The organism is Parageobacillus sp. VR-IP (assembly GCF_013357975.1).
In the GTDB taxonomy this organism is placed as follows: Bacteria; Bacillota; Bacilli; order Bacillales; family Anoxybacillaceae; genus Saccharococcus; species Saccharococcus caldoxylosilyticus.
In genome coordinates this window covers 34,138-44,052 of the sequence record NZ_JABVYQ010000014.1, presented here as the reverse complement: position 1 = coordinate 44,052, position 9,915 = coordinate 34,138, and the positions used below count along the sequence as shown (strand labels likewise).

The window sequence follows — 9,915 nt, the reverse complement described above, 5'->3', positions numbered from 1 at the left end:
CTTAATACCGCTTGACAATTCTCTATATTTATTGATGTTCCAACTATTGCACTGTCATGAAGATCACCAAAAATGACTAAATGTCACTATTTTATTTTTTATTTTTAATATAATTCTTCCTTACGATGCCATACATCATAAGGTGCGTCACAACTAGGCAAATAATGAAGTGGAGGATTATATTTTTTTCTTCAAAACCTCCGATAAAATAGTCTACTGCTAAAAAACCTAGGGCTGTCAGAAAAGCAGGTAAAACAACTTTTTTGATGATAATGTTATTTTTCACGTTATTTCCTCACCTATAAATAATTGTAAACTGTTTTATAAGTTGTTGTCTGAAATTTATTAACTGAATCTTGGGAATTATGTTTATATTATACCAAAGGGTATGATCATTTCGAAAATCTGAAATAGGAAGTTCATTTCTCCCTTTTAAACAGTACGGATTTATTACAAAGGAAAAATAATCTTTTCCCTGCAATCTTGTTTGAGTATACAGAAAAAATGAATATAATAATTTCATACGTTATTTCATACGTCGCTTGTGAAAGGAGGGATATTTGGTGAAAAATGTCGTCATTCATAAAGTCGTCACGTTTATTTTTACAGAGGAACAACTGAAAGCCTATTGGGAAAGGAAGAAAGTGAACGTTCCGTTCTCTTCCTTAACCGATGAGCAATACATGCAATTAGCCGAAGAAATGCTATCCCAAACTTCCCATAGCCAGCTACAGCAGCACCTCATCGGCCAAGGATGGCGGACGGAAGAGGAAGCGACAGGGCTTGTCCTTGCTGAAGACGATTCTCGCGTACATATGCATGTAGAAATTGTCGATACATCCATACCTGCTAATCCGTTGCAGCCGTTATTTATCGACCGCGTAACAGAAATCATATGTCCGCATTGTTCGTTTTCTTTTTATTTGCGTCATGATGTGAAACGTCCGTCTTGGATGTGTCCATCATGCGGAAATTCCATTGATGGATCGCGCTAACGCGCAAGAAAGGAGTAACTTGTCATGCACGAAGCCGCATCCAATGAAATATCAAATATGCAATACTATGCCGCGATCGCCATTTTTCTCGTGACGTATGCGATAATTATTTCGGAAAAAATCAACCGTGCTGTCATCGCCCTAATTGGTGCCGCACTCATGATTATATTAGGCATTGTCGATGTACATAAAGCGTTTACACACCATATCGAGTGGGGGACGATCACCCTTCTGATCGGAATGATGATTCTTGTCGGCATTACAAGCAAATCAGGATTTTTCCAATATGTTGCGATTAAAACAGCTAAGCTCGCCAAAGGACGCCCGCTGCGCATTTTAATCATGTTGTCGTTGCTGACCGCTGTATTATCCGCGTTCCTTGATAATGTGACGACCGTATTATTAATCGTGCCGGTCACATTTTCAATTACACGTATGTTAAACGTCAATCCCGTTCCTTACTTAATATCAGAAGTACTGTTTTCCAATATCGGGGGAACGGCGACATTAATTGGCGACCCACCAAATATTATGATTGGTTCAGCCAATAAGCATCTTGATTTCAATGAATTTTTAGTGAATTTAGCACCAGTTGTCGTCATCATTATGATCGTTACTGTCATTATTCTCGCTTTTATCTATCGCCAGCAGCTAAAGTCTGACGAGAAGCTCATTCACCAATTAATGAACATTAACGAAATTGATTACATTAAAGATGCAACATTATTAAAGAAATCTGTGTCTATATTATCGTTAACCATTTTAGGATTTATTCTACATTCCATCATTCATGTTGATGCCGCTGTCATCGCCATGACAGGAGCAATTATATTGATGCTTATCGGCGTAAAAGAACATGAAATCGAAGACGTATTTATGTCGGTAGAGTGGGTAACGATTTTCTTCTTTGCTGGCCTCTTTACATTAGTCGGCGGGCTTGTGGACATTGGATTGATTAAAAGCCTTGCTGAAAAGGCTCTCGAAGTAACCGGAGGCGACATTTCCACCGCGGCGTACTTTATTCTTTGGATATCCGGAATCGCTTCCGCCACGATCGATAACATTCCGTTTGTTGCTACCATGATCCCGCTGATTAAAGATATGGCGGTCGGAATGGGATTATCACCAGATTCCCCGCAAATTGAAGTGCTGTGGTGGGCGTTATCGTTAGGCGCTTGTTTGGGCGGAAACGGATCGTTAATCGGCGCATCTGCAAACGTGATTGTTGCCGGCATCGCTTCTCGCGAAGGTCACGGCTTCAGCTATATGGATTTCTTAAAAGTTGGTGCACCGTTAACGTTTATCGCACTTTTGTTATCTCATGTTTATTTATTCGTCCGTTATTTGTAGAGGATGGGAAAAGGAGCGATTTCTCTTTGCAAAATCGCCCCTTTTTTCTTTTGTATATATCTGTCGGACAAAAGTTAACGATCTCTGCAAAAATAAGGGTAAAACTTTAAAAAGTAAATGATCAAAAAAAGGTAAGTGCATACTAACTTGTTTAATATGTATACTTACCTTTTTTCATTTTCCTAGTGTATTATTTGGAGCCTTGGTTCAAACATTAATACAACATAATAGCCATTATGTCACATCAGATCAATTTAACTAATCGCATAATATACATTATACGCAATTTAAAATGGCGCTTTTATGATATAATCGCCCCCTTGATGTTTCAAGGAGGATGATTTCTGGAGAAGTTTGGAATGCAACATAATCAAGATTATAGGAAGTTCATTCAGTGACATACGCCGTTTAATTCTAAGGATAACTAAAAAAATTAATAATAAAACGCAAAAAGTCCCTCTTAATAAAGAGGGACTTTTACCTTCACAGCTCCTATAAAAATAAGTGGAGGGCAATTGATGGTCTTTAAAAACCATGAATTGCCCTCCTACACAAGCATCGCAACCGATCGCTTGTTATTATTATTATATGCATGTTAAGCAGATTTGATACGTGTAGGAACGTCGCAACCGACCATTCCTATTAGAGCTGAACTAATTGTCGGCTGTTCGTAAACACCGAGAATTAGTTAGCGTCTATAATGATATTATATCTAAGCTTATCTGTCAACTATTTAGGTAGTTTTTTATAAAGATCTTTTTCGACAACTTTTGGTTTGATTTTCTTATAATAAAGTCGTTGTATCGCTTTAAAATTTTGTTTATGGGAGGCGTTTGTGTATACCAAATAATAACAATAAGTTATAATATCTATTAATTGGGTAAAAGCGTTTGAATATGATTCAACCACTATAGGTTCCGACCAGAAAAAGTCAGAATTGATCATATTAATCTTTTCGACAAACTTATCTCTTAAACCTGAATCGAGCTTATCTGGGATAAGAGCCCCTTTTTTGTTGAGTTTTTTAAGCCACGTATCATACTCCTCTATAATGAACTCAATGATTTTTTCATCAACATAATTGTCATCTATATTAATTCCTTTCTTATTTCCATAATTCAGAATGTTTGACTTGTCAATTTTAAAAATTAATATCTCTGAGATATAAGGAGTTAGTTTATCTATCAATGTATTTAAAATATTAAATGTTTCTCGAGGGTCTGAATATTTCCAAGGATTGTAACGTTTAATTTGTCCCTTTCTTATTGTGTGATCTGGGTTAAAAATTTGGGCAGCATGCAGTTCAAATTTATCAAATACTGTCTTCATAATCTTACCTTTATCTGGATTGCCTTTAAGGTGTTGTTTCATCCTCTCTTTTAGATAATTTTTGGCTCTTTGATATATGCCCTTAAAATCACTTAGTGCAGCATGAACATCCTTTTTATCTATAATCATGCCACCATATATATATACAGTATGATTATGATTGCTTATAAGATTTTTACAACATTCATCCATGTACATAAACTTCATTTTTAACTCTCCTTGTTTGTTATAAAAATAAAAATTTACAATATAAATTTACAACTTTTACATTTTTTCTACAAAGAAAAATTTTGAAGTATGTGATCTATCATATCATCATTAATGCCAATATACCTTAAGGTGATCGAAGGTGCAGAATGTCCAAATATTTGTTGCAACATTGCCACATCCTTCGTCTGTTGATAAAAGTGATATCCGAAGGTTTTTCTCATCGTATGGGTGCCAATCGGTCCTTCCACGCCACACGCTTTGGCTGCCTCGTTAATGATCCGCCAAGCCGTTTCTCGGCTAATCGGACGATTTCCTTTGCGTGACGGGAATAAATAATCGGAATCGGCCATTCCTCGCGTGTATTTCTCAATTTCCTGCTTTAAGGCTGCAGTCATTTTAATTTTCCGGACGTTACCGGTCTTTTTTTCTTTGACGCGCAAATGCTCGGTATATTTTACATCCATCACACGTAAAGGTAAGATATCGCTAATCCGAAGACCGGAATTAATTCCAAAGGTAAATAAAAAGTAATCTCGATATGATCTATGTAATAAATACTCTTTCATCGCTCGAATTTTTTCTGGATCTCGAATCGGTTCAACAGCCTGTTGTCCTACTCGTTCTGCCATAAAAATACCTCCAAAACGTTAGATTCAATACAACAAACATATTCTATATGTTACATTGAAGCTCCTTCCGAAGTCGAGAAAAATCAAAAACCCCTTGAAACTCAAGGGGTTTTTCTTATTTTGCAGGATATTGGCGAATGTAACATAATAGCCATTATGTTGCATTAAAAATTACAATTTTTATAAATCTAATAAATCATTAAAGATTTGTCGTCTTTCCTTATTGGATTTATTTGCAAAATCAACTTTATTATACCATTCAATAAGTTTTTGTTTACTTAAATCCGATAGATGCATGCCTTTTTTATAAACAAAATACCCAGTAAGATATGTGATGTAATCAATTCTTGAAGGCGCGGGTAAATTGTTTTCGTTAATAAAATCCAATGTTCTATCTAAGGCTGTTAGTGTCATTTCAAAACATTTTCTTAATTTATCAGGCTCCATATCACTAATAGTTGAGTCTTTTTTAGTGTCAGACGGAATAGGACTGTAATTAGATGTGTGTTTCTTACCAAGAATTATTTCAAAAGCCGGATTTAGCGTAGCTAAAGGAATGGAAACTTCAGTATTTTTTTGTACAAATAAATTATCAAATCCAGCAAGCTCTAGTTTTTCTCGGAATACATTTGAGTATTCTTTATAAAAGTCCAATCCTTTTATTTGTAAACGGGTAAGTTTCATTTGAATTTCAGGTACTCGACTGCCAGCTAGGTTTAGGACATCAAACCATTGAATTTGTTCTTCACCACTCAAATCTTGTGCGATGTTTATAGTGTAAAAATAATTAAAAAATTTTGTACGTATTTGTCCTAGTAAAGAAGACACTTCGAATTCAGCTAGTAAAGGATTGGCTTTAATGTAATCTGTAAAAACCCTAGGGTTTTTATTATATAGGATACCTACCGGTATTTGATTTTTTTTGATATCCTTTCCTTTTAAATCTAAAAAGTAGCCTTTAGTTATATCTAATACAATGTCTCTAATTGATTCATCGTTCGTGTACGCTTGATAGTTAGTCGAAATTCTTTGTTGTCCATCTATCACACTTAGTTTTCCTTCAGGATTTTCTACTTCGAGTCTATCTATCATACTAACATGTGGCATATCTAAACTTCTTGGTCCAATTTTATTAATAGAAATTGGAGATACTGGTGCAAAGCCATTTAATTGGAAATTATATAGTTCTACTTTTTTGGCTGTTGTCCATGCTAAATCTCGTTGAAAAATAGGCATAATAATTTGCCCTATATCTACCTCATTACATAATTGACTAATAGATTTCTGAACAGTTTCTTTAGTAGGATCACGAAATGCATTTTTTTGTAATGATCGGTTAATCCTAATAGCCATTTCCTAACTCTCCCATCCGTAAAATAATAAGCAGCTTCTTTAAAAAATTATAGTTATCATCAATGATAAAGTCAATTATTTTAAGCAGCTTCTTTATTTTTTTAAAAAAATCAATATTTCGCTCTAAAAATATATAGCAGCTATTTTAAGCTGCGTAATAAAAATATCAAAAAATTGTGGGGTGAATCATAATACAATTCATAACAATTCTTATGAATAAGACCGTTAGCAATCTTCATATAGACATATTGTCATTCTTTTTAATTATGTTGTATAAGGGGTGAGGACTATTTCATCGATGGATTCTGAATGAAATATAATATCCATTATGTGACATTAGACCAATTTAACTAGACGTATAATTTACGTTATATGTCTAACAATCTCGTCTTTTTTATGATATACTCGTCATATAATATTATTTTTTCAATCAATTATTTGCTCTTTGAATCTATTTAAACTCGTCGTATAAGTGAAAGGGTGGAAAAGATGCTAAACGAGTATGTTACCTACCTTCAGGAAAAAGGTGCTTCCCCGAACACCATCATCTCTTATACCAATGACTTGAATATCTTTTTCCAAGATTTACATATCGGCCCGGGTGATTACGTTACATCGGCCGACATTCGCAAATGGATTCAGCAAATGTTGAATCCGACCGAAGGGAAACCGTTGGCTATCTCTACCATAAACCGCCGGCTCAATTCCCTGCGAAGCTTTTATTCGTGGGCGGTCGAACATCATAAGCTTGAACAGAACCCAATGAAAGACATCCAGGATTTAAAATCGGCCGATGAAGAGAACGAAAAGATTATGTGGCTCACGGAAGAAGAATTTGAGGACTTGTTGCATCGGATGCGGAAAAAACCGGTTCGCAGCAGAGGAGTGGATCCCGAGGAGAAATATCGCCGTGATCGGGCTGTTGTATATCTGCTTACCTATGCAGGATTGCGGGTCGAAGAGCTATCGAATCTCAAATTAACGGACTTAGATTTAGAAATGAAACGAATTCGAATCGTGGGAAAAGGGATGAAGGTACGAACGGTGCCGATCTCGAATATCTTGTTGGCCGAACTCGAGGATTGGCTGAAATTTCGCGCGGAAATGGCGAAAAAGAAACCGCATGTGGCCGAATCGCCATACGTCTTTTACAGCCAGCGCTCACCAAAGTTTTCGGTGCGAGGTATTCAGCGAATGATTGAAAACTACAGCCTACCGAACAAAAAGCTCACGCCCCACATGTTCCGGCATACGTTTTGTAAGTGGATGTTAAAGGCGACGAACAACGATATTGAGAAAGTGCGGAGGCTCGCCGGCCACAGCAATATCGCCACAACGTCCCGATACTTAAAAGACAGCTATAGTGATTTGGCGGATGCTGTAGAGGCGTTGCCGAAATTTTAACAAAGTTTTTTGTGAGTAGGCGTCACCGATAACGATTCGGATAGTCCAGTACGGCCATGGAAATCATTCTTCGAAGATTGCCATGGCCTTTGGTGTTTTCTTATCCCATTTAACCAGTGCTTCCTCCATTCCTTGTAGGAGATGTGTTTCATAACAGAACGACGGTGGCCAAGGCGGACTTTCATTTTAATTCGGCTCAGCTTGCTTGTTTCTGAGATTATTCATTGAAAGTTCTTTGTTAAATTTCTTTAAAGCGATGAATAAGACTACAAATAACACAGAATAAACAATTCCTAAGGAGATGTTAGGAATTCTTAAAGCAATATCTCTACTCACATATTTTTCCGCCAGATTTACAATTCCTCCTCCAAGCAACATGCCTAATGGACTCATTCCCCAAGATAGTAATTGAAAGACTCCACCTACCCTGCCTAATTTATTATCAGGGATTATTCTCTGACGCAATGATAAGTTACAAATATTGAAAGTTACAATAAAAAAGCTGGCAATAAAATAAAGAATTCCAACAATAAACGGATTGCTTGTTAATCCAACACTTCCAAGTGTAAATCCCATCATTAATAGCGACGTTAAAATGGTGGCATTAAAACCGAATTTATTTTTCAATAACGATATACTTTGGCTACCAATAATGCTTCCAATAGTGCCAACGGCTATTAACAGTCCAAAGCCAGAGGAGTCTAGCTTTAATATCTCTTTCACATAAAAAACTTGTATGGCCAACGTAGAGGTGAACATGAGAGTAATTCCAATCCCCATTAAGGCTAAAGTCAACAATAATTGGTTTCTCCAAACAAATTTTACTCCTTCAAGAATATCTAACTTATTCTTTTTATTTAAAGCATGATTTTTCAAACTAGCTGTTGTCTTTAATAAAAATAAAAAAGGAATAGTGGCCAGGAGTGAAATGATATCGAGAGCAAATGGGATAAATATTCCAAAACTAATCAGGATTCCGCCTATGGACCGTCCTACCACATCACTCATAGTTAGTCTTGAAGTCATTATATAACCGTTGGCTTTCTCTAAAATATCTTTTGAAACTATAGAGGGAACTAATGTTTGAGCTGTACTGTCAAATACTACTTTTGTTATTCCGATGAGAAATGCTGCGAGAATTAACAGAGGGATGCTTATTATTTTGAATAAAATACTTACATTTAGTACAATTAACACTATTATTCTAATAATGGCTGCTAAAATCATTAATTTCTTTTTTGGATAATAATCAATGAGGGCTCCTATGTATAAACTGAATAACAACCAAGGTAAAGTCATCGAGGCAGAAACCAACGAAACAGAAAATGTATTAGATGTAATCGTAGATGCTAACCAAGGCATAGCCAGTAACGTCAGCCCATCACCAAAGGTGGAAAAAGATACAGCTATAAGTAAATGATAGAAATTGCGTCCTAATCTTTTCGACAATTTTATTCACTCGCTTTTTGAACAGTAAAATTAACTAATTTATTTAAGGATTCTACTAATGGAGTTAAATATTTACCATATCCACTAGAAAATGGATTTATAATCATAGAAAATGCTTGCCAGAAAACTGTATTAACTGTCCAAGCACTATCGTAATAGAACATTTCTTCATATTTATCCAAAATCCATTCAAAATACCAATTAAAGTGATTGGGATATTTGAATGTCAGACTTCCTAATGCTATGGGAATAAAAGAAGCCTCTGCTTTGTTCCTTTTAGCCAATTCCATGGTTATATTTTGCCCTATATGATTTTTTTCAAAAAGAAGTTGACTTAAATTTTCAGAAGTTATATTAAAGTTACTTTCATTGTATTTATTTAGTACTGAGAGTAAATTATCCCATCTTCTTTCCATTTCGTTATTTAAGGATTCCTTTGAACCGTTACTTGTATAGTTAGAGTCAATCCCATTCCTATTTTTAATTTTATATCGATATTTCCATCTAATATGTAACATGTTATATAGACTAAGATCTTGATTTGAAAGTTTAACATTAGGAGTTGTGAATGAAGGATTAAAATCAATATCTGTTGCTATTACTGTCAGATTCCTTCTATGGGGTAAATATGAAACAAAATTAAAATGTTTAAGAATATCAGCTACGACTTTCTTTTGTGGAGATTCTCCTTCTAAAGGATGTAAATGAAACGGCAATCCAAATGAATTAACTATGAGCATGCCATCAATTCTCAACAAAGATTTTATGTCTTTCCAAAAAGTTGATTTTAGTGTAAAGTCAGGATAACCTTCAGCTGTATATAAATCAACTGCCACAACATCAAATTTTTCTTTCTGAAGATAATTACAGATATCTTTTGCATCGTTTAGTATAAAATGCAAATTATTTATTTGTGGGAAGTATTTTTTAAAAATATTTTCACAAATAGATAAATTATGCAAATCATTATCAACTATATATATATGCGAATCAGGTGATTTTATTAAAAATGTACGTATAGCACCACCTAAGCCGGAACCTAGTAAAAGAATCTTTTTATTAATTTTAAGATTTGCTAATGCAAAATCGTCTAACTGAGTACCGGTAAATATGCTTTTACCTTCCATCAATGTATCAACATTATTAATAAGAATATCACTTATACTATAAAGGGTATTGACTACCATTTATAATCA

Annotated in this window: 9 protein-coding genes; 3 read left to right on the top strand and 6 right to left on the bottom strand. The window is 35.0% G+C overall.

The annotated features are described in order from the left end of the window. Positions 1–91: 91 nt before the first annotated feature. The gene (locus tag HT574_RS19170; protein ID WP_061578720.1) at positions 92–286 is read right to left on the bottom strand and encodes a hypothetical protein; all 195 of its coding nucleotides are present in this window, start codon (positions 284–286) and stop codon (positions 92–94) included. Between the two features lie 277 nt (positions 287–563). Between HT574_RS19170 and HT574_RS19165 the strand changes: the two genes are divergently transcribed. Beyond that, entirely contained in the window at positions 564–995 is a 432-nt protein-coding gene (locus HT574_RS19165) for a hypothetical protein (RefSeq protein ID WP_061578719.1), read from the top strand. A gap of 24 nt (positions 996–1,019) precedes the next feature. Further along, positions 1,020–2,345 carry an ArsB/NhaD family transporter gene (locus HT574_RS19160; protein WP_061578718.1) on the top strand — a complete coding sequence of 442 codons (1,326 nt, stop codon included), beginning with the start codon at positions 1,020–1,022 and terminating at the stop codon, positions 2,343–2,345. Between the two features lie 729 nt (positions 2,346–3,074). Here HT574_RS19160 and HT574_RS19155 read toward each other — a convergent pair. From HT574_RS19155 to HT574_RS19145, 3 genes are all read right to left on the bottom strand, one after another. Continuing rightward, positions 3,075–3,881, bottom strand: a complete 807-nt coding sequence (locus HT574_RS19155; protein WP_175245788.1) for a DUF3800 domain-containing protein — start codon at positions 3,879–3,881, stop codon at positions 3,075–3,077. 68 nt (positions 3,882–3,949) lie between these two features. Further along, on the bottom strand, positions 3,950–4,513 hold the full coding sequence (locus HT574_RS19150) for a site-specific integrase (RefSeq protein ID WP_175245787.1): 564 nt from the start codon (positions 4,511–4,513) through the stop codon (positions 3,950–3,952). A gap of 180 nt (positions 4,514–4,693) precedes the next feature. Further along, positions 4,694–5,866, bottom strand: a complete 1,173-nt coding sequence (locus HT574_RS19145; RefSeq protein ID WP_175245786.1) for a DUF262 domain-containing protein — start codon at positions 5,864–5,866, stop codon at positions 4,694–4,696. A gap of 489 nt (positions 5,867–6,355) precedes the next feature. Here HT574_RS19145 and HT574_RS19140 point away from each other — a divergent pair, with 489 nt between their 5' ends. Further along, positions 6,356–7,270 (top strand): tyrosine-type recombinase/integrase, encoded by a 915-nt coding sequence (locus HT574_RS19140; RefSeq protein WP_175245785.1) that lies wholly within the window; start codon positions 6,356–6,358, stop codon positions 7,268–7,270. A 186-nt stretch (positions 7,271–7,456) separates the two neighbouring features. On the opposite strand, the gene HT574_RS19135 is transcribed toward HT574_RS19140, so the two are convergent. Both HT574_RS19135 and HT574_RS19130 read right to left on the bottom strand, forming a co-directional pair. Then, positions 7,457–8,719 (bottom strand): MFS transporter, encoded by a 1,263-nt coding sequence (locus HT574_RS19135; protein WP_175245784.1) that lies wholly within the window; start codon positions 8,717–8,719, stop codon positions 7,457–7,459. Positions 8,720–8,721: 2 nt separating this feature from the next. Next, positions 8,722–9,906: a spermine/spermidine synthase domain-containing protein gene (locus HT574_RS19130; RefSeq protein WP_175245783.1), complete on the bottom strand. Its 1,185-nt coding sequence runs from the start codon at positions 9,904–9,906 to the stop codon at positions 8,722–8,724. Positions 9,907–9,915: the final 9 nt, after the last annotated feature.

What these genes read in the sequence shown, in the direction of transcription:
- HT574_RS19160 (WP_061578718.1), top strand. Translation starts at nt 1,020, where the DNA reads ATGCACGAAGCCGCATCCAATGAAATATCAAATATGCAATACTATGCC.
- HT574_RS19155 (WP_175245788.1), bottom strand. Translation starts at nt 3,881, where the DNA reads ATGAAGTTTATGTACATGGATGAATGTTGTAAAAATCTTATAAGCAAT.
- HT574_RS19150 (WP_175245787.1), bottom strand. Translation starts at nt 4,513, where the DNA reads ATGGCAGAACGAGTAGGACAACAGGCTGTTGAACCGATTCGAGATCCA.
- HT574_RS19145 (WP_175245786.1), bottom strand. Translation starts at nt 5,866, where the DNA reads ATGGCTATTAGGATTAACCGATCATTACAAAAAAATGCATTTCGTGAT.
- HT574_RS19140 (WP_175245785.1), top strand. Translation starts at nt 6,356, where the DNA reads ATGCTAAACGAGTATGTTACCTACCTTCAGGAAAAAGGTGCTTCCCCG.
- HT574_RS19130 (WP_175245783.1), bottom strand. Translation starts at nt 9,906, where the DNA reads ATGGTAGTCAATACCCTTTATAGTATAAGTGATATTCTTATTAATAAT.